The 26,819-nt window shown below is 60.4% G+C and carries 21 protein-coding genes and 1 pseudogene; 12 read left to right on the forward strand and 10 right to left on the reverse strand.

Features of this window, described 5'->3' with window-relative positions:
* Window positions 1-349: 349 nt before the first annotated feature.
* Both C8K61_RS02890 and C8K61_RS02895 read right to left on the reverse strand, forming a co-directional pair.
* Complete coding sequence (locus C8K61_RS02890; RefSeq protein WP_108094660.1) at window positions 350-973, reverse strand: cell wall hydrolase; 624 nt, start codon at window positions 971-973, stop codon at window positions 350-352.
* Between the two features lie 201 nt (window positions 974-1,174).
* Complete coding sequence (locus C8K61_RS02895; protein WP_108094661.1) at window positions 1,175-1,834, reverse strand: hypothetical protein; 660 nt, start codon at window positions 1,832-1,834, stop codon at window positions 1,175-1,177.
* 273 nt (window positions 1,835-2,107) lie between these two features.
* Here C8K61_RS02895 and C8K61_RS02900 point away from each other — a divergent pair, with 273 nt between their 5' ends.
* From C8K61_RS02900 to C8K61_RS02910, 3 genes are all read left to right on the forward strand, one after another.
* Window positions 2,108-2,710, forward strand: coding sequence for a hypothetical protein (locus C8K61_RS02900; protein ID WP_108094662.1), 603 nt, complete (start codon window positions 2,108-2,110; stop codon window positions 2,708-2,710).
* On the forward strand, window positions 2,707-3,099 hold the full coding sequence (locus C8K61_RS02905) for a hypothetical protein (RefSeq protein ID WP_108094663.1): 393 nt from the start codon (window positions 2,707-2,709) through the stop codon (window positions 3,097-3,099). The genes C8K61_RS02900 and C8K61_RS02905 overlap by 4 nt, the downstream gene beginning before the upstream one ends.
* Window positions 3,100-3,510: 411 nt before the next feature.
* Window positions 3,511-4,491, forward strand: a complete 981-nt coding sequence (locus tag C8K61_RS02910) for an NAD-dependent epimerase/dehydratase family protein (protein ID WP_178086411.1) — start codon at window positions 3,511-3,513, stop codon at window positions 4,489-4,491.
* On the opposite strand, the gene C8K61_RS02915 is transcribed toward C8K61_RS02910, so the two are convergent.
* The 4 genes from C8K61_RS02915 to C8K61_RS02930 form a co-directional block, all read right to left on the reverse strand.
* Entirely contained in the window at window positions 4,469-4,852 is a 384-nt protein-coding gene (locus C8K61_RS02915; protein ID WP_108094664.1) for a MerR family transcriptional regulator, read from the reverse strand. The genes C8K61_RS02910 and C8K61_RS02915 overlap by 23 nt on opposite strands.
* Window positions 4,853-4,962: 110 nt before the next feature.
* Window positions 4,963-5,904, reverse strand: coding sequence for an AraC family transcriptional regulator (locus C8K61_RS02920; protein ID WP_108094665.1), 942 nt, complete (start codon window positions 5,902-5,904; stop codon window positions 4,963-4,965).
* A gap of 27 nt (window positions 5,905-5,931) precedes the next feature.
* Entirely contained in the window at window positions 5,932-6,765 is an 834-nt protein-coding gene (locus C8K61_RS02925; protein ID WP_108094666.1) for an oxidoreductase, read from the reverse strand.
* Between the two features lie 301 nt (window positions 6,766-7,066).
* Entirely contained in the window at window positions 7,067-7,501 is a 435-nt protein-coding gene (locus tag C8K61_RS02930) for a hypothetical protein (RefSeq protein WP_108094667.1), read from the reverse strand.
* A 284-nt stretch (window positions 7,502-7,785) separates the two neighbouring features.
* Here C8K61_RS02930 and C8K61_RS02935 point away from each other — a divergent pair.
* The 4 genes and pseudogenes from C8K61_RS02935 to C8K61_RS02950 form a co-directional block, all read left to right on the forward strand.
* Window positions 7,786-7,965: pseudogene (locus C8K61_RS02935) on the forward strand (AAA family ATPase); the annotation flags it as partial.
* Window positions 7,966-8,426: 461 nt separating this feature from the next.
* On the forward strand, window positions 8,427-13,421 hold the full coding sequence (locus C8K61_RS02940) for an alpha-2-macroglobulin (RefSeq protein ID WP_108094668.1): 4,995 nt from the start codon (window positions 8,427-8,429) through the stop codon (window positions 13,419-13,421).
* The gene (gene pbpC, locus C8K61_RS02945) at window positions 13,418-15,766 is read left to right on the forward strand and encodes a penicillin-binding protein 1C (RefSeq protein WP_108094669.1); all 2,349 of its coding nucleotides are present in this window, start codon (window positions 13,418-13,420) and stop codon (window positions 15,764-15,766) included. Before C8K61_RS02940 ends, pbpC begins: the two co-directional genes overlap by 4 nt.
* A 187-nt stretch (window positions 15,767-15,953) precedes the next feature.
* Window positions 15,954-16,493: an AAA family ATPase gene (locus C8K61_RS02950; RefSeq protein WP_108094670.1), complete on the forward strand. Its 540-nt coding sequence runs from the start codon at window positions 15,954-15,956 to the stop codon at window positions 16,491-16,493.
* An 81-nt stretch (window positions 16,494-16,574) separates the two neighbouring features.
* Here the strand turns inward: C8K61_RS02950 and C8K61_RS02955 are convergent, their stop codons facing one another.
* Together C8K61_RS02955 and C8K61_RS02960 are read right to left on the reverse strand one after the other, a co-directional pair.
* Window positions 16,575-16,844, reverse strand: coding sequence for a hypothetical protein (locus tag C8K61_RS02955; RefSeq protein ID WP_256589349.1), 270 nt, complete (start codon window positions 16,842-16,844; stop codon window positions 16,575-16,577).
* Between the two features lie 69 nt (window positions 16,845-16,913).
* On the reverse strand, window positions 16,914-17,384 hold the full coding sequence (locus tag C8K61_RS02960; RefSeq protein WP_146174265.1) for a hypothetical protein: 471 nt from the start codon (window positions 17,382-17,384) through the stop codon (window positions 16,914-16,916).
* A 114-nt stretch (window positions 17,385-17,498) separates the two neighbouring features.
* Between C8K61_RS02960 and C8K61_RS02965 the strand changes: the two genes are divergently transcribed.
* From C8K61_RS02965 to C8K61_RS02975, 3 genes are all read left to right on the forward strand, one after another.
* Window positions 17,499-17,984 (forward strand): DUF2846 domain-containing protein, encoded by a 486-nt coding sequence (locus C8K61_RS02965; protein WP_108094673.1) that lies wholly within the window; start codon window positions 17,499-17,501, stop codon window positions 17,982-17,984.
* 483 nt (window positions 17,985-18,467) lie between these two features.
* Window positions 18,468-20,834 (forward strand): serine protease, encoded by a 2,367-nt coding sequence (locus tag C8K61_RS02970; protein WP_108094674.1) that lies wholly within the window; start codon window positions 18,468-18,470, stop codon window positions 20,832-20,834.
* A gap of 206 nt (window positions 20,835-21,040) precedes the next feature.
* Window positions 21,041-21,913 (forward strand): LuxR C-terminal-related transcriptional regulator, encoded by an 873-nt coding sequence (locus C8K61_RS02975; protein WP_158272494.1) that lies wholly within the window; start codon window positions 21,041-21,043, stop codon window positions 21,911-21,913.
* Window positions 21,914-21,925: 12 nt separating this feature from the next.
* On the opposite strand, the gene C8K61_RS02980 is transcribed toward C8K61_RS02975, so the two are convergent.
* Window positions 21,926-22,801, reverse strand: coding sequence for a glycosyltransferase (locus C8K61_RS02980; RefSeq protein WP_256589350.1), 876 nt, complete (start codon window positions 22,799-22,801; stop codon window positions 21,926-21,928).
* Window positions 22,802-22,946: 145 nt separating this feature from the next.
* Entirely contained in the window at window positions 22,947-23,720 is a 774-nt protein-coding gene (locus C8K61_RS02985) for a helix-turn-helix domain-containing protein (RefSeq protein WP_108094676.1), read from the reverse strand.
* Window positions 23,721-23,866: 146 nt separating this feature from the next.
* Between C8K61_RS02985 and C8K61_RS02990 the strand changes: the two genes are divergently transcribed.
* Both C8K61_RS02990 and C8K61_RS02995 read left to right on the forward strand, forming a co-directional pair.
* Window positions 23,867-25,099: an MFS transporter gene (locus C8K61_RS02990; RefSeq protein ID WP_108094677.1), complete on the forward strand. Its 1,233-nt coding sequence runs from the start codon at window positions 23,867-23,869 to the stop codon at window positions 25,097-25,099.
* A gap of 174 nt (window positions 25,100-25,273) precedes the next feature.
* Window positions 25,274-26,815, forward strand: a complete 1,542-nt coding sequence (locus tag C8K61_RS02995; RefSeq protein WP_108094678.1) for a sugar ABC transporter ATP-binding protein — start codon at window positions 25,274-25,276, stop codon at window positions 26,813-26,815.
* The last annotated feature ends 4 nt before the right edge of the window (window positions 26,816-26,819 follow it).

Below are 26,819 nucleotides of genomic sequence, written 5' to 3' on the forward strand. Positions count from 1 at the left end.
GTCGGCGATGAATACGCTCGCCGCGACCAAGCTTAACCAAACTTTTCCGGTGATCAATGAGGCAATCAAGGCAGACGCCGACAGCCAAAAAAGCGCTGCTGCAAACAACACCGCAGTGGCTATAAGAATGCGATTGGAAAGGCGGGACTCGCGGGACTTCATCTTAGTGGGGCAACTTGAGAGTTGGCGAGCAAGGTGCCTGATATCGCCGAAGAAAAACAGTGCGGGTTTAAGCGGGACAGATCCATTTCCTTTACCCAAACGACAGCTTCTGGCCGCTAGCCGCCTGTCATGCACGACCACAATTGGCCAGAAACAGCCACGCATTCTGAACCCGTCCACGGTGCGACTAATGCGCTGCCACACTTTTGGGTTTGTAGAACATGAAACTGCCGATTTCCTTGGTCTTGATGTAGGTCTTGGACCAATCCAGAGAGGAGCTGCGGTCGAGGAAGAACAGCGCACCATTGGTGCTGTCTGGCAGTTCCTGATTGAGCGCTTTGCGCGCGATTTCTTTGGCGATGGAGTAGCGGCTTTCCTCCTCAACCTGATCGGACCGGCCGTCACACCACCAAGAAAACTGACAAGGACTTTTTTCTGAGCCCTGCTTGACCACTTCGCACACCGTGTCGGGAAAACCTTCATGACCTAGGCGGTTCAGAACGACGCTCGCCACCGCTTCCATATCTTCGCTCGCACCGCCTTTGGCTTCCCAGTAGATAGTCCGGGAGAGGCAAGTGATGGCGTCGTCCATTGGCGCTTTCCCTGCGGGGTCCACGGCCTGAACCTCGGTTTTGCTCAGCGGAGTCGCTTGAGGAGAGGCTTTCAGGCTGCTCTGCTCTGCGGCTTTTTGCTCCAGAACTTCAGCCTTGTCTTCGGTGGCGGCCTTTACCGCCGGCTGTGCCTCGGCGGCCTGGAGTGGGCCTGCCAACATCAGCAGGCTGACGCCAACGATTTTTGAGAAGAGGTGCATGAGTGGTTATCCGTAATCCGAGAAGAGCACGTTTGCGTGCTGAGTTTTTGTCGGCTCACCGAAAAGCAGGCTTGCAAGAGCCGAGGAGGGACAAAATGGGGACGGATTTTTTTCATGCTTCAAAGGCCGTCAGCTAGAAAGCTAGATCGGAAAACCAAATCCGTCCTCTTTCTCAGCTGGCCTTTGCACTACGGACCAGCACTACTGACTTCTGACGTACACACCGTCAAAACTCACATTCATGCCCCCGCAATTGTTGTTGTCATGGGCGATCAGAAACCGGCCAACCCGTGTGAATTCAACCACACACGCGAATGCATCTTCGCCGTCCTTGGTCACGGCGTAACGGCCCTGTAGCAGAAGGGTTCCGTCGATTTCCCCAACATTGGTGCTGGCGCCAGATCCCCAGGTTGCGTTGCCGGTGACGCGCAGTTGCTCCTGTGTTTGCCGTTCAATTTTTATCGAGCTTGCCGGGGCCGTCCAGGTACCTAGCCAATCGCTGGTTGCCGGCAAGGGGTCGTCGGCTGGCTGAATTTTTTCGGCCTCAATCCAGCCTACCGTTTCGCGTTTCTTTCCCTGATACCACGCACACGCCCAACTGCTGTCGACCTTGCTAATCAGAACGTTATCGCCTTCAACGATGTACGCCTTTTGTTTGCATGCCGCTGAGTCGGGACAGCCCTTGTCGTCCTTGAAAAAGTGCACAGGCTGTTGACTGCTCACGCGGTACAGCTGGGTGTTTTTCCCCTCGGCGGGAAAAAAACCATTTCTGCAACTGTAAGGCTCAATGCTGTGTGCGGCGCTGGGCAAAAAAGCGAGCGTTAACGCGCTGGTGAGAAGAACCGTTTTTATCCTGTGCATGACCTGCTCGTGCGTTCAACGAATGTGGAACATCAAAGGGGACAGATTTATTTAGCTGCTCTAATTTAGAGCAGGTTAAAGGATCCGTCCCCTTTTCCCTCATCCCCTTTTCCACTTCTGTCATCCGCGTCATCGGCACACCCAAAAACTGACCTGGTTGGTAGAAACGGCACAGCAGCCTTGACCCATTTCCAACCCCACCATTAGATTCAGGGCACCTCTGGGCGTAGGGCTTTTGCCCTGCGCAGGTCTCAACAGCAAAGGATTGTCGCCATGTGCCCTTCTCTCAAGCATTTACTGCCTGCCTTGCTCCTAAGCACTTCGTTTTGCGCGCAGGCGGATGTCCCGCCTAGCGGCGACTTCTGGATCGTCCATCAGGAGCAACAGGCGTCTGGATACCGTCACATTTACTACATCGATGATCGTGCGGGGAATACTGCCAGTCGCCCTGGAGGCATTCGCACGGCGGGTGTTTTCCAGGCGGAAAGTCGGCAGGGAGGCGCAGCATGGATCGGTTTCTTCGATATCGAAGTGGACTGTGCCAAGAAAAGAGCACGCGTCACCAACATCCAGGTGCATGACGACTGGGGCAACACCTGGTCCGGCAAGGATGTGCAGGGTGAATGGCTCAAAAAGCCGGAAGACTGGATGATCAAGAGCCAGGACTTTGTCTGCAAGCCTGATCAACGTTCGGCGAACAGTGCGTACCACCATCTTGGGAAGATGCCGGTTTCGACCTTGGAAGCGCAGTCGAGCGCGATTTTTATCAGTCAGGCACGTCAAGAGTCGAAAGAAGCCATCCTGAAGAAGATCGATGAAGCATTCGACCTGATGCCTCAGCCGGGAACCGGTGGTTCGGTGGAGAACGTGAAATGAAAAGAATCATCGCGCTCGGAATGACAGGCATGCTGCTGAGTGGCTGCGCGGGGATGAACGTCCCAGACACAATGGCTCGTAATTACTGGAAGAACCGGCCTGTTTCTGAAGTCATCGACTACTTTGGCGGGCCGCAGCAGATCGGCGGCATGACCGACAAACAGTGGGTGGTACTGGTGTATGGCTACGACACCTCGTACACGTCTCGCGAAGCCCTCGGTACCTACACCGGCCCCATGAATGGGCAGTTGGTGCATCAGGAATACTGGGGTGACGTATTTAACCAGGGCAACTGCGAAATGCGCGTCGCGATCAACCGGGACAGACGGGTGGATATGATCGCCACCAAAGGCACCCGATGCGGCAGCATCGACCTGGTGCCTAACTAGCCTGGGCAGCGTTTCGCTAGCAGCGGCCTGTTTTAAAGCCAGGCCTCTGCACTGCGCTTACCTATTTTGTCCTTCAACCGTTTACCAATGAGGAAACGGTCTGCTTTGGCCGACAGCTGCCTATCGTGAACAGTTGAAATCTAGCCAGGAGTGGACCGTTGAGTGCTGTTGAAAAAAAGCAAAAAGCTCGCGCCAAAGCCCTCCCACAGGGAGTCGCGATCCATTGTGGGAGGGGCTTTAGCCGCGAGCTTTTGATCTTAAACTTTGAGTGAAAAGAGTCCGCTTCGGTCGATTGCAGCCCGCGATGACCGGCTGCAATCGGCTAATTCTCACCCTTGACTCTGCCCCTAAGGGCAACCCTCACGCTGCCTTATCTGTTTCCAGTTCCACACCGAGTGGATAAGGCTATCTATGCAACCGTTATCGCTGGTCACCGGTGCCAATGGGCATCTGGGCAACACCCTGGTCAGGGAGCTGCTCGCCCGCGGGCAGTTGGTCCGGGCAGGCGTTCGTGATCCGCAACACGCCACGCAATTGAATACGCTCGGCTGCGATGTGGTGCGTGCCGAGCTGCTTGATCCGGGCTCGCTGCGCCAGGCCTTGCAAGGCGTGGACGTGCTGTACCAGGTGGCCGCTGTGTTCAAACACTGGGCGAAAAACCCCTACGCTGAAATCGTCGAGGTCAATGTGCAGGGCACACGTAATGTGCTGCGCGCTGCTGCGGAGGCTGGGGTCAAGCGGGTGGTGTATGTCAGCTCGGTGGCAGCCGTGGGGCACAACGGCCAGCAGTTGGATGAAACCCACTGGAACACTGACCAGCAGAATCCGTACTACCTCTCAAAGATTCTCTCGGAGCGCGCAGCGTGGGAAACCGCGCAAGCCCTTGAGCTGTCGATGGTCGCCGTATTGCCTTCAGCCATCATCGGCCCGAATGCCACGCGGCTGACTGACACCATGGCCTTTCTGGCTGCGGTGCTCGAGCGCAAGTTGGCGCTGGACCCGAACTTCCATTTCAATTTTGTCGATGTTCGTGACGTCGCCGACGGCCTGATACGCGCGGCTGAGAACGGTCGCCCTGGCCAACGCTACATTCTGGCCAATCGGCAGTCGTCATCTCTGGCCGAGGTGATAACGGCGCTCAACGCCTGTTGCCCCGGCTACCGTTTGCCTGCCCGGGCACCCAAGGCGCTGCTCCTGCTGATCGCCTGGCTGCAAGAGCAGCTCGCCACCTACACCGGCAAACCCGCCGAACTGCTGCGCAGCCAGGTGCGGATGTTTTATGGCGTGCAGCAACGTTACTGCATTGATAAAGCGGTCGGCGAACTCGGCTACCAGCCACGCCCGGCGCAGGAGGCCTTGGCGCAAGCGTTCATGCACTTGTTGGCGCGCTGACGTCTGGCCCGGGGCCGAATTGCTCGTAGAGTTGTTGCTGCAAGCGGGTCAGTTGCTCCTGGCGATTTTGCAGGGCCTGGATCTGGGTTTGCAGCTCCACACGTTTGGCTTCGATGCCCTGATTGGCCAGGACCAGGGGGAAGGGTGCCTGATGCTGCTTGGCGGCTAGCAGCTCGCGCATTTCCCCCAGTTTGAAACCCACGGCCTGGGCCTGGCGGATCATTTGCACCAGCTTCACATGGTGGGCGCTGTAACGCCGATAGCTGCCGACACGCTGAGGGGTAATCAGCCCCATCTGCTCATACAACCGAATAGCCTTTGGCGTGCAGCGCGCGAGCTTGGCCAGTTCACCTATGTACATACACTGCACTCTGATCGTTTGGCCGGCAGGTTACAGGGCGAAATAAGCAAAACACAGGTTTGCTTTTATCCCGCCGCACGAATGCCGACAGTGCCGAGTGCGAGCAAACGTCAGTGCGATGACACGAACGGTGACGGGCTCGTTGGTGCGGGCAGGGCATAGGCGCGCTTCATCCACGCCACTTCCGCCAAGGGTGTGCGGCCGAACAGACGCTTGAAGTCGCGGCTGAATTGCGAGGCGCTTTCATAGCCGACCAGAAAGGCGGACTTGGCGGCCGTGAGGTCGTTGCGCAGCATCAACAGGCGCGCCTGATGCAAGCGTGTCGACTTGAGGTACTGCATCGGCGAGGAGTCGGTCACCTTGCGAAAGTGCAGATGAAAGTTGGGCACGCTCATCTGCGCTTCCTGGGCCAGGGTGTCGACATCCAGGTGTTCGTGGTAACAGCTGTGGATTTTGTGAATGGCGCGGGTCACTCTGCCAAACTGGCCCTGCTGGGCGAGGGCGGCGCGCAGGGTACCGCCTTGTTCGCCGGAGAGGATGCGATAGTAGAGTTCGCGCACCATGGCCGGGCCGAGCAGGCGTGCGTCGGTGCTGTCGCTCATGACCTGGAGAAAGCGCAGGGTTGACTGGCGCAGTGCCTCGTCCATGGGCGAGGCGTACATGCCCATTGGCTCAGCCGCCTCAAAGGCGCGCAGTTCATCCACTTGCTGAATCAACTCGCCGGCCAGGGTGAAGTCCAGGCGCAGGTACACCGCCAGCATCGGCTCTGCCGCGCTGGCGTCGGTCTCCATGGTGAAGGGCACGGGCACCGATACCACCAGATAATGCTGGGCGTCGTAGATGTAAACGTCATCACCCAGGTAGCCGCGTTTACGGCCCTGGCAGAGGATGACGATGCCCGGTTCGTATAGCACCGGCGTGCGCGTCAGCGGCCGGTTGGAACGCAGAAAGCGCACGTCATCCAGCGGGCTCAGGTTGTAGCCCTCCAGCGGCGCCAGTTGCTCCATCAACTGCACCATCTGAACCGTGCAAGGGTCTTTGGCTTTAGTCATCGACTGCACCTTGTTTCGTATCACAGCTCAACCATCGGTAGAACGGCTGAGCGCCTCCCATTGCTCAATACTCTCTGCCGTGTGGCGCAGCTTGTCACGCACCAGCGCCACCGCGTCGCTGCCCAGCAGCAAATGCGCAGGCGGAGTCGGGCTGTCGATAAGGGTCAACATCGCGCGTGCGGCTTTCTGCGGGTCGCCCAGTTGATGGCCGCTTTTTTCGACACGGGCTTTGCGCACCGGGTCGAAGCTCGCGTCGTAGTCACTGACACTGCGCGGCGTACGGTGCATCGAACGGCCCGCCCAGTCGGTGCGAAACGAGCCAGGCGCCACGGCCGTGACCCAGATATTGAAGGGCGCCAGCTCCTTGCTCAGGGTGTCGGAAATGCCTTCCAGGGCAAATTTGCTGCCGCAGTAAAAGGCAATGCCCGGCATGGTGATGGAGCCACCCATGGACGTGATATTGACGATGCGCCCAGCCCGACGCTGGCGAAAATACGGCACAAACGCCTTGGTAACGGCCACGGCGCCGAACACATTGACGTCGAACTGGCGGCGCATTTCCGCCAGTGAAGACTCCTCGAAAATCCCTTCATGGCCGTAGCCCGCATTGTTTACCAGTACATCCACCGGGCCGTGCTGTTGCTCGACGGCGGCGACCACTGCGTCGATGGCATCGAAATCGGTAACGTCCAACACCACGCCATGAGCCCGTTCGGGCGAGAGCGCCTCGAACGTTGCCAGCACGGCCTCGCTGCGAACGGTACCGATCACACGATGGCCTTGGGCGAGCGCTTCTTGAGCCAAGGCTTGGCCAAAACCGCTGCTGACGCCGGTGATAAAGAGGGTTTTTTCTGCACGCATACGACGCACTCCAGAAGCAATAAGGTGCGGCCATGCTAGGGCGAAGGAGGGTGTGGAACTATGCCGGATTGAATTTGAGTCTTGCCTGATCCTATCGGGCAAACAAATGGGGTGGGTCTATTTTCCCTACCCGAGATGTCCGCTTCTGGTCTGGGTCCGTTGTTTATGGACGGCAGAAAACGGCCCGATACGGGCCATCGATGCATCCATGCAGCCGCAGCGTTTTGGCGGGACAAAAGAGGCGAGGTGGCACGCTGAACCACCCACAATGTTTCTCAACGCATCCCAAGCGCAGATCGGTTTAGCTCCTGCGCTCCAGTAGCTGAGATTTTTTCAGATAGCGCCGTAAAACGGCGACACGCCACAGCCAGCCGCCAATCAGCAGAAACACGAAAGAGCCAGAAATACTGCGATAGGAGCGGGCGGAAACGAACTGCGGGGATAGCAGGTTTATTGGGATAAGCGCCACCAGGGCAAGCACGATGGCCGTGAACATCGCGGTATAGAACTGCCGACTGAAATCAATGAAGTCCGGATTTCGCATGGGCTTGCACAGTAGCCAGACTAGGAGGGGCGCCAAGCTCAGCAGTGGCAGGACGACCCAGCGAAGTTGCCCGTAGAGGTGACCGTAAACCGACGCTTTCATAGCGGCGAGCAACGTCACGGCAAAGCACAACACCGAGGTCAGAATAAGGATTGTGTAACGCAGCTGCGGGCCAGGATTTATAACGTCCATGGGAAATCCAAATGGGTTGCTGTGATGGGCCGTTAAAACGGCCAGTTCGTCGTGCGTTGTTTTCGACGAATCCTTTCGTCAACTGTCCAGGTCGTCAGATTTTTTCAAAGCAAAGTTGGTGCCAGGGGGCTCTGCGCTGCGCTTTTCAACGCAGAAGGCGGCCACGCTACCGGGTGCAGATGACAGAACGTTTTAGGGCTGGGCGCGACATTGGTTGCGGCCGTTGACACACTCCCGAAAACCGGCAAAATCGCCGGCCTTTTTTCGCCCACAGGAAGCTCCCCATGCAACGGATTGTGATTCTGGGCAACGCCGGTAGCGGCAAATCCACCCTCGCGCGCACGCTCGGTTCGCGCCTGGGACTGTCGGTGGTACATCTGGACAAACTGTTCTGGCAGCCGGGCTGGGTCGAGCCCGACGCCGAGCAGTTTCGCGATCGGGTACGCGCAGCAGTTGCCGGCGATTGAAAACAAAGGGGGCGGATTTATTTTTTCTGCTTGAGATGTCCGCTTCTGGTCTGGGGCAGCTTTTGATGAAAGGCGGTAAACCGCTGTGGGCTCATCCGGTGGATGCAACGGATTGGCTAAAGCGTTGGGCGGCACGTTGCCGCGTGCGGTAAAAGCGTCTGCAAACATACTGGCTGATTACTTAAATTCATCACTCGCCGCACCTGCCCAGCGTTGTATCGGCATGCCGTTATGCAATAATTTGCCCCGCATTCGCTCCCCATGGAGGGGGCTGAAAGGCACCTGTTTGGCAATGGAATCCCCCCAAGATGTGCGTGATCCACGGATGGATGGCTAGGCGTTTGCGGTACCCGTTGTTTGTCTCACCCTGCGGTAAATCCGTTTTCTCTACCCCCCCTTTAGCACTCGACGCTCTGCGCGTTGGTGTGAGCCCTGCTGCTTATTTAATGGAAAAAACTATGGCGAAGGTATCGTCTGGCGGTCGCGTGCGTGGTCGTTTGTTGGGCTTGGCGTTGTTGGCAGTAGTGGGTGCGTGGGGTCTTGCGGCGGGCCAGGCGCTAGCCGCGCCGGTTGAAGCGGGGAGCGCCACCGAGGCTGCAGCGCAACCGGTAATAAAGGAAGGGCAAAAAGCTGCAGCCGAGCAGCCCTTTGGCGTGGCCAAGGCGGCGGGGGAGCAGCGCAGTGGCAATGCGGCCATCGTGCTGTACTTCAATCGGCCGCTGAAGCAGGTCCAGGAGTTCGCCCGGTTGGTCCGGATTACTCAGGGGGAGCGCCGGGGGCTCTACGGTAACTGGGGGGTGAGTGATGATGGCAAGAGCCTGATTTTCCCCAATGTGGCGCCCAAAGGCACGTTCAAACTGCGGGTGGATGGTGACGTGTTGGCCGCCGATGGCACCAGGCTGGGCGCCGCCGTGGAGCTCGACGTAGAAGCCGGTGGGGCCTTGCCGTCGCTGGCATTTGCCTCTACCGGCAGTGTGTTGCCGGCGCGCGGCAGCCGTGGTTTGCCGGTGGTGTTCACCAATGTGCAAAGCGCCGATATCGAGTTCTATCGGGTGCGCGAAGACGCGTTGTCTTCGCTGTTCTGCCTGTACCCCAACAATAAGTCCGGCATCAGCTACGGCCTGGGCGATGGCTATATCACTTGCGGTGAGCGCTCGGTGCTGAGTTCCTTCAGCGACCTGGGTACCTCGGTATACGCCAATCACTACGCACTGAACGGCAAGACCGATGTGCGCACCCAGAGCTATATCCCTGTCCAGAACGTGCCGCAGTTGGCCGAGCCTGGCGTATACGTTGCGGTGATGAAACAAGGCAGCAACTACAGCAGCGGCTACAGCACCAGTATTTTCTACGTCAGCGACCTGGGCCTGCACGTGCGCATGTACCAAGACAGCGCCTTGCTGCATGTGGCCTCGTTGCAAACCGGTAAACCGGTGGCTGGCGTCGAAGTTCGCGTCGACAACCAGCGAGGCGCCACCCAGTTCAGTGGCAAGACCGACAAGGACGGTAATGTACTGGTCAAGCACAAGATCGACCGCAATGACGTGCTGATCGCCCGGCGTGAAAAGGAAATCTCCGTGCTGCCGTTCAATCGCCCGGCGCTGGATGTCTCCAACTTCGATATCAGTGGCCGCCCGCAGGCGCCGGTGGAGATTTTCACCTGGTCCAGTCGCGACCTTTATCGCCCCGGTGAAACGCCGAATGTCTCGGCTTTGCTGCGCGATTTTGATGGTAAAGCCCTGCCGGCACAGCCACTATTCGCCCGCCTGGTGCAGCCCGACGGGCGCAAGCTGGCCGACGTGCGACTGGAGGCCAAAGACCTCAACCAGTTCGAGTGGAGCCAGGCGATTGCCAGCGATGCACCGACGGGCTCCTGGCAGCTGGAATGGCGTCTGGACCCAGCCAGCGCCCAGACGATAGGGGTGTTCAATTTCCAGGTCGAGGAGTTTCTGCCCGAGCGCCTGAAGCTGGAAATGAGCGACAACCAGCCGAGCACTGATCAGACTCAGGCCTTCAACCTCAAGGTGAAATCCAGCTACCTGTATGGCTCCCCGGCCGCCGGCAACCGCTTTACCGCCAGGCTGGTGGCTCAGGTTGAGCGCCACCCGCTGGCCAAGCTGCCGGGAACCTATTTCGGTGACCCGTATGCCAAGGTATCCAGCAGTGATGACTACGCCATCGACAGTCCGCTTTCCGCCGAAGGCACGCTGGAGCAGGGCGTGGCACTGCCAGAGGGCCTGAAAGCGGACAGCGCTTATAAATTGATGTTGTCGGGCAGCGTGTACGAAACCGGCGGTCGTGCGGTTGCCCGTTCCCTCAATCGTGTGCACTGGCCAGCCAGCGAATTGGTTGGTATCAAACCGTTATTCGACATCAAGCAAGGCCCAGGCTGGCGTAACCCGGCGAAGTTCGAAATCGTCCGCGCCAACAGCGCCGGCGAGCTGCTGGCCGGCAGCAAATTGAAAGTGCGCCTGTTCGAAGAGGACCGCTATTCCTACTGGTACCGCGACCGCGGCGATGACTGGCAGTCGCAAGACAATGCCGACCTGCACCTGCTCGAAGAGCGCGAGCTTGATGTAGCTGCCGGGAAACCCCTGAACGTTGAATTCCCGGTGTACTGGGGTTCGTACCGCCTGCAAGTGTTTGACCCACAGACCAACCTCACTACCACCTTTCCATTCTTCGCCGGCTACAGCTGGGAAGACGAAAACGCCGGCAAGGAAGCGCGCCCGGACAAGGTCAAAGTCGCGCTGGACAAAACCGCCTACCGCGCCGGCGACACCCTGAACGTCACCGTTACTCCTCCACAGGAAGGCCAGGGCCTGTTGCTGGTGGAGTCCGATCATCTGCTGTACAGCAAACCCATCGTGGCCAAGGCCGGTGCCACGTTCGCCATTCCTGTCACCAAAGACTGGGAGCGCGAAGACGTGCATGTGGTGGTGCTGGTGTTCCGCGGCGGCAGCGCCAAAGACCTCACTACCCCGGCGCGGGCCATCGGCATCGAGCACGTGACCATGCAGCGCAATGACCGGCGGATCGGCCTGACGCTGACTGCGCCGGCCCAAGTCAAACCGCTGGAGCCGCTGGAAGTCAGCGTGCAGGCCGATGGTCTGGCTGGGCAGAAAGCCTATGTACGCCTGACGGCGGTCGACCAGGGTGTGCTGAATATCACCAACTACCCGGTACCGGACGCCTGGACCTGGCTGTTCAGTAAACGCGCCCTGGGCGTGGAAGCCTACGACCTGTATGGCCGGGTGATCGAAGCCATAGAAGGCGCCACCGCGCGCCTGAGCTATGGCGGTGACTCGGTGAACAAGGCGCTGCCTAAAGCCACCCGGCTGAACCCGCGTGTGCAAATTGCCGACGTGTTGGCCGCGCCGGTGCAGTTCGACGAACACGGCAAGGCCATGGTGCACCTGGATATTCCGGACTTCAACGGCAGTCTGCGGGTGACCGCTGTGGCCTATGGCGAGCAGAGCTACGGCAACGCCAGTACTGATGTGATCGTGCGTGCGCCGTTGCTGGTGGAGCCGAGCATGCCGCGGGTAATGACCGGTGGTGACAAAGCGCAGATCAGCCTGGACGTGAAGAACTTCTCCGGTAAAAGCGGGGTGGCCAAGGTCAGCGTGCGCGGCAGCGGCCTGATTGAGATCAGCGACGCTGAGCAGAGCGTCAGTCTGGAGGAGGGCGCTGGCACAACCTTGCGTATGCCGGTGGTGGCCCAGCCGGGGGTCGACGTGGCCAAGGTGGATATTGTTGCCGAGATCAACGACTTCAAAGTGCAGCGACATTTCGAATTCGCCGTTCGCAGTGGCTGGCCGCAGACCGTGGTCAGCGTGCCGATGGCGCTGCAAGGCCAGCAGGAACAGGTGCTGGATACCTCCGCGGCCGGCGACCTGTATGCCAGCACCATCAACAGCCAACTGAGCCTGAGCACAATGCCGCCATTGCCTTACCGCCAGGCATTGCAGGGGCTGCGTTACTACCCCTATGGCTGTATCGAGCAAACCACCAGCGGCGGTTATGCGGCGCTGGTGCTGGATGATAAGACCAGACTGAGTCTGAACATCTCGGACTACAGCGACTGGACCCGCAGTGAAACCATCCGCCGGGCGCTGGCGCGTATTGCCTCGTTTCAGGCGGGCAACGGCCACTTCACGTATTGGGGCGGCGATACGCACATCGTTCCCTACATGACCCCCTATGTCGTCGACTTTATGCTCGATGCCCGCGATGCTGGTTTCGCAATACCGGAAGCGGTGCTGCAAAAGTCCCTGGAGGCCTTGAGCAATGAGCTGATTTCGGGTGATGACGAATACACCGACTACACCTACCGTGCACACCTGAACTTCGCTTACCGGGCCTATGCCGCCTTTGTGCTGGCACGGGTCAACCGTGCCTCGCTGGGCGCTATGCGCAACCTTTACGACAACCAGCGTCAGGACCTGGTCAGCCCGTTGCCACTGGTGCATCTGGGCATTGCTCTGAAGCTGATGGGCGACACCGAACGCGGGCAGAAGGCGATTGCCGAGGCCTTCAATTTCAGCGCCCAGCGCCCGATCTACGTTGGCGACTACGGTTCTGAACTGCGTGACCTCGGTGTGATGGTGGCGCTGACGCACACCTACGGCCTCAACACGCCGACCTACGACGGCAAGCTAGCCGACTGGGCTCGTAACGCTTCCGCCCGCATCCACGACGCGGATGAAGACAGCTACTACTGGGGCTGGGGCTGGAACTACCTCAGCACCCAGGAACAGATTGCCATTGCCCGGGTGTTCCACACCTTCAACACCGACGGTGTACCGTTGGCCGTCAGCCTGGAAGTGGGTGGCAAGGTTGAGCAACCGCCGGCTAAGGCGACACTCTGGACGCGCCCATTGAGCAAGGCCGAGCTCGATAGCGGGGTGAAACTGAAGTCGCAGAGCGATGCTCCGGTGTTCGTCAATTTCGATATTGCCGGCATCAGTGAGCAGGCGCCGACACGTCGTGACAATGGCATAGAGATTGAGCGCGCTTACTACCGTACCGACGGCACGCGGTGGACCGGTGACCACCTGAAAGAGGGCGACACGCTGATCGTGCGCCTGCAGATTCGCGCCAAACGCGACGTTTTGGACGCCATGGTCACCGACCTGTTGCCCGGTGGCCTGGAGGTGGAAAACCTCAACCTCAGCGGCCCGCAGGCCTGGGCCAACGTGGTGGTGGATGGCGTCGACATGCAGCGCTACGAGCGCGAGGCCGAAATCGTCCACGAGGAATACCGCGACGACCGTTACGCCGCCGCCGTCAAACTGCGCAGTTGGGAATACGCGCGGTTGTTCTACCTGGTGCGCGCTGTGACCCCGGGCACCTACTCGGTGCCGCCGCCGCTGGTGGAAGACATGTATCGCCCGGCGCTGCGCAGCCTGGGTAACTCAACGCCGAGCAGCCTCACGGTAGAAACCCCATGACAGCCAAGCGAGCGCGCCTTTTCGGCCGCGTTCTTGCCCTGAGCTTAGGCGCCGCGCTACTCAGCGCGGTGCTGCTCGACTGGCTGTTTCCCCTGCAACTGCCGCGCACCGACAGCGGTAGCACTGTGGTGCTGGCCCGTGATGGCAAACCGTTACGGGCGTTTGCCGATGACTTGGGGGTATGGCGTTACCAGACCACGGCGCAGCAGGTGTCGCCGCTGTACCTGCAAGCCTTGCTCGGCTACGAAGATCGCTGGTTCTACCAGCATCCCGGCATCAATCCCTATGCCCTGGCACGCGGCGCGTTGCTGTCGATGCGCCATGGCCGGATCATTTCCGGCGGCTCCACCCTGACCATGCAAGTGGCCCGGGTGATCGCGCCGATTCGCCACAGCTACAGCGGCAAGCTGGTGCAGTTGTTTCGCGCCGTGCAACTGGAAGCGCATCTGTCCAAGGCCGAGATCCTCGACCTCTACCTCAACCACGCGCCGTTCGGTGGCACCATCGAAGGCGTTGAAGCGGCGTCCTGGGCTTACCTGGGCAAGCCCGCTAGTCAGCTTTCCCACGCCGAGGCGGCGCTGCTCACCGTATTGCCGCAGGCCCCCAGCCTGTTGCGCCCCGATCGTCACGCCGCCCGTGCCCAGACAGCACGTGACAAGGTGCTTGCACGCATGGCCGAGCAGGGTATCTGGAGCGCCGCCCAGGTGCAGGACGCCACGCGGGAACCGGTCATTACCCGCTCGCTGCGTTCGCCCCTCAGCGCCGCGTTGCTGGCCGAGCGCCTGCGCCAGCAGCAACCCGAGGCGCGACGGATTAAAAGCACCATCGACGCCTCGCTGCAACGGGCGGTGGAGCAGCGCGTAGCTGACTATGTGGCGCGCTTGCCATCGCGCACCTCGGCGGCCGTGCTGGTGATGGACAACCTCAGCCTAGAAGCCCGCGTATACGTAGGCACCGCCAACTTTGCCGACCCCCAGCGCCTGGGCCATGTCGACATGGTGCGCGCCTGGCGCTCGCCCGGTTCCACCCTGAAACCCTTCCTCTACGGCATGGCCCTGGACGATGGCCTGGTGCATTCGCAGAGCCTGCTCGTGGATGCCCCGCAGGATTTCGGCAGCTACCGCCCGGGCAATTTCGATGAAGCCTTTGCCGGTCCGGTGAGCGTTACCGAGGCCTTGCAGCGCTCATTGAATGTGCCGGCCGTCGACGTGCTGGACCGCATCGGCCCCGAGCGTTTTGCCGCACAGATGGCTGCCGGTGGTTTGCAGTTGCGCCTGCCGCCGGGGGCGCAACCGAATCTGGCGATGATCCTCGGCGGCACGGCGGCCAAACTGGAGGCGCTGGTCGGCGTCTATAGCGCTCTGGCCAATGAAGGCGTGGCCGGTGTGCCACGCTATACCCCGGAGCAGAGTGTGCAGCAGCGCCGCCTGCTCTCACCGGGCGCGGCGTGGATCGTGCGCGAGATACTCGCCAGCAACCCGGCCGAAGTACCTGGCATGCCGTTGCACAACAGCGCCACTGCACGTGCCCCACTGGCGTGGAAAACGGGCACCAGCTACGGCTATCGAGATGCCTGGGCGATTGGCGTCACCGACCGCTGGACCATGGGTGTATGGGTCGGCCGCCCCGACGGCACTCCCTCGCCAGGCCAGTACGGCAGCCTCACTGCGCTGCCTCTAATGTTTGCCGTCAACACCATGCTGCCTACCACCGGCAGCACCCCACGCTTCACCCAGCCGGCCAGCGTACAAGCCATCGACATCTGCTGGCCGCTAGGCATTGCCGCCCACGCCACGCCCACCGAACTGTGCCGCCAACGCCGCAGCGCCTGGACACTCAACCACTCGCTGCCGCCGACCTTTGCTGAACGCGGCGTCGACCTCTGGTCCAGCGGCCTGCTCAAACTTCGCGTCAACGACACGGGTCAACGTCTGAGCGCCGGCTGTAGCGATGCCCACGAACGCCTGGTACCGATCGCCCGTTGGCCGGCCTTGGCCAGTCAGTGGCTGAGCGACACCGACATACAAGCTGCCAGCGTGCCGCCGCTGAAGCCCGGCTGCCCCGCCGACTCGCTCGACAGCAGCAACCCCATCCGCATCGCCGGCCTTACCGACGGCAGCACTCTACGCAAACCGCCCAACAGCCAGAACCCCTTGCGCATCACCCTGCAGGCCCTGGGCACCACTGCCAGCGTGCAATGGCTACTGGACGGTCGCCTGCAAGCCAGCAGCCAAGGTAGCGAGCCGGTCAACATCACGTTGCCGCTGGTTGGCGCACATCAGGTAACCGCGTTGTCCCAGCAAGGCCCGTTTGCAAGGGTGTCGGTGACGGTGGTGGAGAAGTAAGGCGCCGCGTTGTCCATGCTGGATGCCGGTTCCCACGTTTGCTGCTCCCGGGGAATTAAAGGCCCACTTTCCACACGCCTGTCCACTAGCAGTCGGTCGCGCTGAGCGCCTGTTGTTGACGAGGAAGGGCGTTGACGTAAAATCGCCGCCCCAAAAAAATCAGCTTGCGTAGCGAGAAGGAGCTTCGATGCAACGGGTGATGATTGTTGGGCAGCCTGGATCTGGCAAAAGCACGTTGGCGCGTCAACTGGGCCAGCGCACGGGTTTGCCGGTGGTTCATATCGACACCATCCACTGGCAGCCAGGGTGGGTCGAACGCAGCTGGGACGAGAAGACCCAGCTTTGTCGCGAGGTCGAGGCCGGTGAGCGCTGGATATTCGAAGGTGGCCATTCAGCCACTTGGGATAATCGGCTGGCCCGCGCCGATCTGTTGATATGGATTGATCGTTCGGCGCCGCTTCGATTCTGGCGCGTACTGCTCAGAACGCTGTTGCAGCACGGTCGCTCTCGGCCTGACTTGCCGGAGAACTGCCCCGAACTGCTGGCGAATCTGCCGGAGTTTTTCAGATTCATGTGGCGGACGAAAAAATCAGCGCGAGCAAAGATGCAGCAACTCGTAGAGATGGCGCCCTTGGCCTGTCGCGTAGTCTGTCTGCGCTCTAATCGGGAGACCCGAGCTTTTCTCGCGAGCCTTGCACAGTCGACTGGCCATGCTCGGCGAGATTGATCAAACGAAGGAAAACAAAGGGGGCTGCAACCGTATTCGGTTGATGCGGCTATGGGTTGGCGTGTAACGCCAATATTCCAGTCAGACCAACAAGGGCAGCAGTTCTTCGGCAATGCCTTCCGACCTGAGCGTCGCCCTCACTTTGGCCGTTGCCTTCACGGCATTCAGATCGCAGCTGGCCGGGATGTAGACCTGGTCCCACATCTCAAGGACTAAATACTGGAGCGAGTGGCCGCGGCCTTTTAGGAGTGCTGCAAATTCCCTGTCGGTAGGGCGCGAGAAGTCAGAACACCAATAAGGCAGGTTTTGGGCAAAGCACGCCTCGGCCAACGTGAGGTGCTCGTCAAACATTGAGTCCAATTTTTATCCTCTGGTCGATGGAACTGCAGGTGTTCCGTTGGTGTTCTCGCTCGTTGCCGGCTACTGACTCTGTAACAGATTTGGATTGTTAGCTGGCCAGTACTCTCCATACACCGCTGTGCTCTGACCGGTATCGGGGTCGGTGATCAATAGTTCAGCCGTGGAGTTGCCTTGGTGAACGATGGTGAAGATGCGTTTGATGCGAACCTGACTGCCTTTTTTGAAGACAACGGTGTGCTGCGCGTGACGTGTTTTTACCTCTTCCGGTATGTCGCCGCTTTTGCCGTAGTACTCGCTCACCAGGCAGTTGACCTCGTCGTAGCCACCAATATTGAGTGAGTACCAGCCGGTCCACAGATAGCAGTTGTTCCATACCGGGGTGTCGGCCGCGAGCACGTAGTTGCGTGAGTATTCCGGGGCGAAGCGTTTGGTGGTGACGGCGCATCCGGTCAATAGGCACGCCGCTATAACAAGGCATGCCGTCTTCTGGCTACGGACCTTCGGGGCTGATGGCGCTTGTCGTTGTGTCATCTGAACCTTCCTTGGCGGTAAGTGGGCACGGCTGGAAAAGTAGCACAGTTGTACAAACGCAAATCTGCGCTTAGCTGAACCCCATCTGCAGCTCTCATAAGGACGTCCCGCACCATGCAGCCAGCCCGTACCCCAGCGTTGATGTTTCTCAGCACTTTTCTTGTGATCGCGGGCTGTAGCAGCCCCGGCCACTTCGAACCGCAGCAGCCCGAGCAGGGGCAAAGTGTGCTGTATCTGTACCGGCCCAAGGCCGACAACCCCGGCATGCAGCCGCTGCGTTTGTCCTATCCGGATGTGCAGGTCGATGGCCACAGCGTCGGCCAGTTGAAGTTCAATAGCCACTTTCCGGTGAGCCTCAACCCCGGCAAGCACAGTGTGCGTATCACCGGCTTGAGCAAGGCGGCCGATTGGGAGCCGCGGGACATCGAGCAAAGCGTGACGGTAAAGCCCGGCGAGGTGAAGTACCTGAAGCTGGATGTGCGCTACAACCTCAACGAAATGAACCTCGGCCAGCCCAAGGCCAGCTACCTGATCTACCTCACGCCGATGCGTGCTGAGGATGCGGTGTATGAGATCAGGGATACCGATCCGGTCCAGTAAACCCGTGCAACCCGCCAGCCGGCTTGGACCAACGTTGCCCCGTGAGGTCGCCAGGGCCGCGCTGTTTCTGGCCGCGGACGGCAGCAGCGTGTGGAATGGCATCGAGCTGTGGGTCGCTGGGCGCGCGCAGATCTGAGTTGAACACGCCCAACAAAGAGCCCGGCGATTGCCGGGCTTTTTGTTGGGCTGGGGGCTTTGGCAACGCGTGCCGTCTGCGCCGTTTCAGCACTACGTCAGCGCTCTAGGTAGAGGGCTGATGTTTGGTTTTACCCTCCTATTCAGGAACTGTTCTGCGTCGTCTCCCTGCCAATACCATCGTCCTCGCTGGTGCGTAAAAAGATCGCCCGGCATCCAACGTTTATCAGCAACACACGCTTCGGATAACGATCATCCGGCACCTGATCAGGCGTCTGGTCACACCCCGTTTTTGCGGCGTGCGGCGGCGTTTTGCCTGTGATTTGCCAACCTACAGGGAGCATGACCATGATCAGAATACAAACAGATGCGGACAACAACCCAAGCAAGACCATCCTCAATTCCACGGTCGAAAACGCCTGGCTGAAGAAGTACAAGATCGGCCTGGGGGTCAACGCGCTGACCGGGGAGCTGGCCAAGCAGGCCATCGAGCCGCCGACGTTGAAGCCAAGCAAGGCACTGGCGCCGGAGTTCAGTTACACGCTGATCACGTCCAAGCAGGATCTGGAAGATGAAATCAATACCTCGGTGGGCGGCAACTACAACCTCGACGGCGTGGATTTTTCGGCCAGCTCTTCGTACATGAAGGATGTGACGGTTTCCGACCTGAGCATGACGCTGCTGGCGCAGATGTCGGTGGAGGAAAGTGAGTTCTCCACGGCCGACAGCTACAAGCTCGCCGTACCGGTGCCGCCCCAAGCGGGTGCCTTTCGTGAGAGCTATGGGGACTACTTTATTGCCGGGGTTCGCTCGGGTTCGTACCTTTCGGTGGTCTACCAATGCCGCTTCAGCAGCCGCAGCGAGCGCGAGGAGTTTTCCGCCAAACTCGGTGCTGGGGTGCCCTTGGTATTTTCCGTGGAAGGGGCGACTGAGTTCAAAAAGACCCTCAGTGAGTTCAATGGCAAGGTCAGCGTCAAGTACTCAGCCGAAGGCGCTAAGAACCAACCCGAGCCGCCAGTAGGCGGGTGGACGCCGGAGACCATCCCGGAGCTGTTCAAGTGGTTCAAAGACAACACCGAGATGAAACCCATAGAGGCGCTGCTCTACCACTACCGGATGATCGACCCGGCACTCTCCGCGGAAATCAATGTGGTGCCCGAGGTGTTCACCCTGCTCAAGTTCCTGCAGGTGAAATACCGCGAGGCGCTGGTGCTCTTTACCAATTGCCCGTCGTTCGGGCTGCGCCAGGTCAAAGACCAAATGATCATGCTGATGGGCGAGATGGAAAGCGCCCAGCGCGCCTTGCCAAGCGACCCGCAACTGATTGGCACATTGACCGCGAAAACCCAGCAGGTGCTGGCGGTGTTTGAGCAGATCAACAATCGCCAGGCGTTTTACAGTCAGGTGCTGATGGCGATCAGCAGCGAACCCAAGGCCGATGAGTTGATCGATGCTGACAAGGGCGTGGTGCGTTGGGGTTATGGCTTCAACCAGTCGACCCTGCCGGGGGTCAACATCACCAGCGAAACCGTGGATCGCTCCGAGTCCTCGGGGTCGGGGTGGCAGAAGTTCGTGTTCCGCTATCAGAACTCGTCCCGAATCATTGTCGGCTGGGATGTGATCTGTAACTGGACCGATGGCACCGGGGGCGATTGGAAAAAGGTCTCGCAGCAGATCCTCGGCCGCGCCAGTGGCGATGTGTTCGTCAAGAGCGACTGGTGGCGGGGGTTCAGCTGGACCGTTCGCTGGCATACCGTCGACGCAGCCGATTACCCGACAGGGCCATGGGCCGCGAATGGTATTCATGGTGACGAGTTCCAGGTGTTCACCAATGCGGCCAGCGACGGTGATGATTACTGGACACCGGAACGGATGATCTCGGCGACTCCCGAGCCGTTCTACGATGTGCCGCCCTATGTGCTTCCAGAGGGCGAATGGATCGTGTCCGGGGGCATTGGCAGCGAGTTTCTACTCAATGACGCCAGTGGTTTGAAAGACCCCTCGGTCTGGGCATTGGAAAAGGTCAACGACGCCTCAGACGCTGCGCACCGATCGATTGGCAAGCTGTTTTACACCAAGAACGGGGCGAACATGGTGGCCTCCGCAGTGGTGGTTGGGCGCTCACTTATTTTGACCGCAGGTCACTGCATCTATAGCGGCAAGGGGCAGGCCGACAACATCTACTTTGTACCCGCCTATGCCGCTGACAAGGCTAATCCGCAACCCTTCGGCAAGTGGAAAATCAAAGACTGCTTCATGGCCGAGCCATGGGTCAGAAATTATGATTATCCCTACGATCTGGCGATTTGCGTGGTCCATCCTGGCCCTATCGATGCCAAGCCTGTGGCGCGGATTGGCGATGTCGTGGGTAATAAAGGCATGGCGGGTAACCAGCAACCTGCGTTCTGGGCAGACATTGGTTATCCGGGGGAAGCCAATATTCATGGTCATCCGTTTAATGGTCGGGAGATGTGGGCCTGCTTCGGCGATAGAACGGTTTCTCCCGAGGCCGGAACCGTGACTATGCACAATGTGTTCACTGCCGGGGCCAGCGGCTCCCCCTGGTTCGCTGACGGTGCGATTGCCAACGTCGGCGGTTTGCTGAGTACGGGCACTGACAATGTTGGCTACAGTCCCGAATTTGCCTACTGGGTCAAAGAACTCTACGACCTGGCCAGCGCAAATAGCCTAGACCTCACTTCAGAACCTTCGTAACACCCTCCACGGTGAGCCAGGCCCTGCGCCTGGCCTCACCTGACTTTCACCGGTTTGAATAAGAACACTTGGCGCCGCGCACACACACACAGGTGTGGGCAAGGCAATGCGTGTGCAACGGACTGACACCGTCAGCAGTTTGGATATCAAGGTTGTGGGAGCAGTCCCAGGTGGCTGTGAACCGGCCACAAGGAATGGGGCAACGCATGGACAACGGAACTCGAACTTTTGCCAGCGCTGGACAACTGCAAGCCACCAATCACTTCCCTTACGCCGCCTGGTGTTCGCCGGCGGCGACCGTTGATGAGCGGTTACTGGACCTCTGGGACACCCTCGATGATTTTGGCGCGCAACAGACCGATGCGGCGTTGCGCTATTGCCTGGGGCAGATCTGTGCCTGGGTAGGGGCGCAGGATGCCAGTTGGGTAGGGCTGACCCGCCCGCTTGGCAGCCGTCGAGCGGCGAACGACCCGCTATTGGGCTGGCGCATCGGTGCACTTGAACACCTGCATCCGCGCACCGAGACACGGCGCAAACAGCGCAACATGCTCGAAGCCCAATGCACATTGGACCCGGTGCTGACGCTCAAACCCCTGGTGGGGCAAAGCGGCCGCTACCGGTCTTCGTCGCTGCGTCTGCAGCTTGAGGGGGAAGAGACCTTTCAACGGGCGACGCGTCTCGACCGCATCAACAAACAGCACGGCATTGTCGATCGTGTGTGGGCGGTGTTTCCGGTCAGCATGACCTGCGAGTCGGCGGTTTACCTCGACTCACTGGACCCTGCGCGTTACTTCAATGAGCAGGACATCCAGCTGGTCGGTCTGGCCCTGCGGGGCATCAAATGGTGGCACCGCCAGTTGCTTCTCAGCCATGGCTTGGGCCGCGAGAGCGGCCCGCTGTCACCGGCGGGGCGGCGTGTGCTCAGCGAGCTGCTGTCCGGCGCGCCGGAGAAATCCATTGCCGAGCGCCTGCGCATCACGCCCGCCAGCGCTCATCAGTACGTCAAAACGCTTTACCGCGATTTTGGCGTGCACGGCCGGGCGGAATTCATGTCGCTGTGGATCAGCAGACAGCGCTAGTACGCTCGGCGCTCAACCGTGCTTGGACAATGCCTTGAACAACCCCAAGCGCGTCCACCAGTGCTTGGGCCGGGTCACGTCATTGCCGGTGTAGGTTTTTTGCGAGTATTTCGGGAAGGGTCCGAACACCTTCTGCATGCGGTAGTTGTCCAGGCTGTATCCGGCGTTCAGGGCCTGTTGGTAGTGCTGTTCGAACAGCGCTTGGAGGTCTTGGCGCGGGTGCGGCAGGACGGTGCCGTCGAACCAGTGGGAGCCGCCTTCGCGTTGCAGGCGGGCGAAGGACAGGGCGTGGGAGAACTGGGTGCCCATGTCGGAGTAATGCAGGATCTTGATCTGCTCGACGGGTGAGTTCTCGCCGTCGATGTTGTTGTACTGGGTGTCGAACGGCTGAATCACCTGGGGGTTTTTCTTGTAGTACTTCTTCAGCAGCTGGTGGATTTCCGGTTTGCCGCGCAGATCGTCGATGGCGGGCAGGTGGTGGCGCGCTGCGGCGCAGTCCCACATCGATACACAGAAACGCCAGGACTGTTCGCCGCCTTTGGCCATCACCACTTTGCCGGGTTCGAACGTGGCGTTCCAGAGTTCCGCCAGGTCACACAGGACGATGACGTCGGTGTCCATGTAGATGGCTTTGCCCTGGTAGCCGCAGAACGCCGGGATGCCCCAGCGAAAGCCGGAAAACGGTGTGGTCCAGGCTTCGGTGCGCCAGCCTTGTTGCTGCTGTGGGTTGGAGTACCAGAAGCTCTGCGGGTCGCGGGAAAGTTGCATCCAATGGATATTCACCGGCTGCGAGCAGCGGCTGCGGATGCTGTAGTCCAGCACCATCATCTGCTCCAGGTCGCAGTCGTTAGGGTCGCAGCCTACGAATACCTGAATGGTCTCCAACATCAATGTGCTCCTTGCTTGTACGTCGCTGGAAAGTGCGAAATCGGTTTTGTTTTTATCCATAGTAGCGGCCTCTCCATGACGCTACTGTGCCACCCGACTAGTGTGCCCAAAATTGCTCATTCAGGCAGCCAGGGCGGTGGCAGATTTATTTGAAAAACTGGCTCGGGGTAAGGCCGAACTGTTTTTTGAACATGGTGGCAAACGCGCTCGGGCTTTCGTAGCCGAGGGCGCCGGCGACGTCGATGATCTTCTCACCCACCGCAATCCGCTCCAGGGCCTGCAGCAGCCGGGCTTGCTGGCGCCACTGGCCGAAGGTCATGCCGGTGCCTTTGTGGAACAGGCGCTGGATGGTTTTTTCGTCCAGGTGCAGGCGTGCGCTCCAGTCAGCCAGGGTCGAGTTGTCGCCAGGCCGGGCTTGCAGGGTGGCGCAGATGGTGGCCAGGCGCGGGTCGGCCGGTTGCGGCAGGTGCAGGGGCAGGGTGGGGAGAATCTTCAGCTCATCGAGGATGAGGTTCATCACCCGTGCCTCACGGGAGTTGCCGGGGTAGGGCTCGGCGATGCCGATGGAGGTCTGGATCAGTTCGCTGAGCAGTGGCGAAATACTCACCGCGCGGGTTTCTTCGGGTAGGTCGAGGGACTCGTCGGGCTGCACGAACACGCTGCGCATTTTCACCGTGCCGATGCAGCGAATCGCATGCTCCTGGCCGCTGGGCATCCAGATGCCGCGACTCGGCGGCACCGTCCATTGGTGCATGGCCGCGTGCACCACCATCACCCCGGCAATGGCGTAGATCAGCTGATGTTTGTTGTGGCTGTGGGGCGGGATATGCCAGTCAGCCGGGTAGTCGTTGGCGCTGCTGCTGACGCGCCAGGCGGCGGCATCGATTTCCCGTACGTGCTCGTCGATGGGTCTGAACATGTTGTCTGTTTTGCGATAGTTGTTGTCTGCATTTCGCGAGACAGGCGCTTTTATGGCCCCGTAGGATAGCGCCGAGCCCTGAAATTGCCAGCGCCTGTTGCTGCGTCAGGGCCTGAAGACTGTTTCGTTCGCCTGGAAGCTGCCCTATGTCTATCTCTGCCACCGCTCCACCCGCGGCCGCCGCGCCGTCAGTTACTGCCACTGTTGCCCAGCAGACCAGCCCCCTGGTGATGCGTGTGATCGGCGCCTGCGCCCTGGCGCACCTGATCAACGACCTGATCCAGGCGGTGCTGCCGTCGATCTACCCGATGCTCAAGGCCAACTACGGCCTGACCTTCGCCCAGGTCGGCCTGATTACCCTGACCTTCCAGCTGACCGCTTCCTTGCTACAACCCTGGGTCGGTTACCACACCGACCGCCACCCGAAACCCTGGCTGTTGCCGGTGGGCTCGCTGTGCACCCTGGTGGGTATTTTGCTGCTGGCGTTTGTCGGTAGTTTCCCGGCGATTCTGCTGGCCTCGGGGCTGGTGGGCATTGGCTCGTCGACCTTCCACCCGGAGGCTTCACGGATCGCCCGGCTGGCCTCCGGTGGCCGTTATGGTCTGGCGCAGTCGACCTTCCAGGTGGGCGGTAATGCCGGCACCGCGTTCGGCCCGCTGCTGGCGGCGGCCATCGTCATTCCCTATGGCCAGGGGCATGTGGCCTGGTTCGGGGTGTTTGCGACGATTTCCATCGGGGTGCTGTATGGCTTGAGCCGCTGGTACCGCAACCACCTCACCCTGTTCAAGCTGAAAAGCGGCGGCGTGGCTACTCATGGCCTGTCGAAGCAGCGGGTGATCGGCGCGTTGGTGGTGTTGGCGCTGCTGGTGTTTTCCAAGTACTTCTACATGTCCAGCCTGACCAGCTATTACACGTTTTTCCTGATCGAGAAGTTCGACCTGTCGGTGACCAGCTCGCAGCTGTACCTCTTCCTGTTCTTGGGTTCGGTGGCGGCGGGGACCTTCTTCGGTGGGCCGATTGGCGACCGCATCGGGCGCAAAAAGGTGATCTGGTTTTCGATCCTCGGCGCCGCACCGTTCACCCTGGCGCTGCCCTATGTCGACCTGTTCTGGACCGCTGTGCTGGCGATGATCATCGGCTTCATTCTGTCCTCAGCGTTCTCGGCGATTGTGGTGTTCGCCCAGGAACTGGTGCCGGGTAACGTCGGCATGATCGCCGGGATCTTCTTCGGTTTGATGTTCGGTTTCGGTGGCATCGGCGGTGCGCTGCTGGGTTACCTGGCGGACATCCACGGCATTGAATACGTGTTCCACCTCTGCGCGTACTTGCCGCTGCTGGGCATTCTCACCGTGCTGTTGCCGTCGACCAAAGGCGTGTAACCATCCCCCTGTGCGCACCCGGTAGCGACCGTGGTGCGCACTGTCTTCGCAGTGGCGCCCAACGCGCTCGCTTCTATTGTTATTCGAATCGGTTATTTATTTTTATTCTTTCAGGTCCTTAGGCTATATCGCTTCTGCAGCCTGCTGCGTGTCGTTTGCCTGCCTGAGAGCTCCATGACGTTGCCCACCACCGCCCTGATCAGCGCCCGCTCATTGGCTAAAGCCTTTGGCGCGAGCCCGGTATTGCAGGGCATCGACCTAGACCTCTATCCCGGTGAAGTGGTGGCCTTGCTGGGGGCCAATGGCGCGGGTAAATCCACCCTGGTGAAGATTCTCGCCGGCAGCCACGGCCATGATGCCGGCGAGTTGCGGGTAGAGGGCAGGGCGGTGCACTTTGCCTCGCCCCATGCGGCGCGCCGTGCGGGCATCGTCGCCGTTCACCAACATGCCGACGAGGCCTTGGTGCCCGGCTTCAGCGTGGCGGAAAACCTGGTGCTGGATGAGCTGTGCCAACCCGGCGGTGCGCTGTGGAGTGACCGTAAGCGCGTGCAGCAACGGGCCGCGCAGATTGCCGCCGGCCTGGACCTGCAGTTGCCCTTGAACACCAGCATCGACAGCCTCGGCAGCGCCGAACGGCAGTTGGTGGTATTGGCGCGCGCCTTGGCCTTGCAGCCGAAATTGCTGGTGCTGGACGAGCCTACTGCGGCGCTGTCGGTCAGCGAAGCCGAACGTCTGTTCAGCCTGATCGATGGCCTGCGCCAGCGCGGCGTGGCGATCGTCTATATCTCCCATCGGTTGTCCGACCTGCAGCGTATTGCCGACCGCGCCATCGTGCTGCGCGACGGCCGCCTGGCCGGTGAATTTCCGGCGCCCTTAGACGTGCCGGCAGCCGTGCTGGCCATGCTTGGCAGCGCCCTGGCGCCGGTGGTCGAAGGCCGCGCAGAGCAGGGCCCGGTGGTGCTGCAAGGCCGTGACGTACAGGTGTCGGCGCACAGCAAATCATTCGATTTACGCCTGCACCAGGGCGAAGTGGTGGCGCTCACCGGCTTGCTCGGCGCCGGCAAAAGCGAGATTGCCGAACTGTTGTTTGGCCTGCGTCAGCCCCACGCCGGGCAGCTCGAATTGGATGGCCAGCCGTGGGCGCCGAACTCGCCACGCCAGGCAATAACCGGCGGGGTATTTATGGCCGCCGAAGACCGTGGGCGCGATTCCCTGGTGCCCGGTTTTTCCCTGGCGCAGACCCTGACGTTGCCGTTCCTGTCGCGCTTCAGCCGTGGCGGCTTTATCCGTGCCGGTGTCGAACGGGCGGCGGTCGCGACACAGGTCGAGCAGCTGGGCATCAAATGCGCCGGCCTCGATGTGGCCATGGACACCCTGTCTGGCGGCAACCAGCAGAAGGTGGTGCTCGGCCGCTGGTTGCTCGGCGAAGGCCGTCTGCTGATTCTCGATGAACCCTTCCAGGGCGTGGATATCCGCGCCCGCCGCGACATCGGCGCGCGCCTGCGGGCGAGTGCCGCCCAGCGCGCCACCCTGGTGATCTGCGCCGACCCGGACGAAGCCCTGGAAATTGCCGACCGCATTCTGGTGGTGCGCGATTTCAGCGTGGTCGCCGACTACCCGCGCGCCGGCCTGCAACGCGCCGAGCTGGTGGCGCAAATCGCCGGCCTCAGCGTCACTTCGCCCACCCCGCAACGCCAAGGAGCTGCGTGTGCCTGATTCA

The organism is Pseudomonas sp. GV071 (genome assembly GCF_003050835.1).
Taxonomy (GTDB): Bacteria; Pseudomonadota; Gammaproteobacteria; order Pseudomonadales; family Pseudomonadaceae; genus Aquipseudomonas.